Raw genomic sequence first — 342 nt, 5'->3', positions numbered from 1 at the left:
CTGATGCTTTGGAAAATGTACTTAAAACGCTAGCGCCTCTTTGCAGTGGCTCTCTAAGGGTGATATTTGGTTGTGGTGGTGACCGTGATCAAGGAAAACGCGCCGAGATGGCAAGAGTTGCCGAAGCGTTTGCAGATGACATTGTCCTCAGTGATGACAATCCACGAGGAGAATCACCAGAAGCAATCATCGCAGATATTTTAGCGGGCTTTGCGCAGCCATCGAAGGTGGAAGTGATACACGAGCGACGAATGGCAATACAGAAAATGCTCGAAAAGTCAGTAGCAGATGATGTCATTCTTGTGGCGGGTAAAGGTCATGAAACGTGGCAAGAAGTGAAAG

The 342-nt window shown here is 47.7% G+C and carries 1 protein-coding gene; it reads left to right on the top strand.

All coding sequences use genetic code 11. The features are described 5' to 3' along the window. On the top strand, nt 1-342 hold a 342-nt coding region (locus A3766_RS09390), incomplete at both ends, for a glutamate ligase domain-containing protein (protein ID WP_304440954.1).

This window comes from Oleiphilus sp. HI0132 (assembly GCF_001635845.1).
Note: the sequence above shows the minus strand (reverse complement) of the source record. Positions and strands in the feature narration are given on the sequence as shown.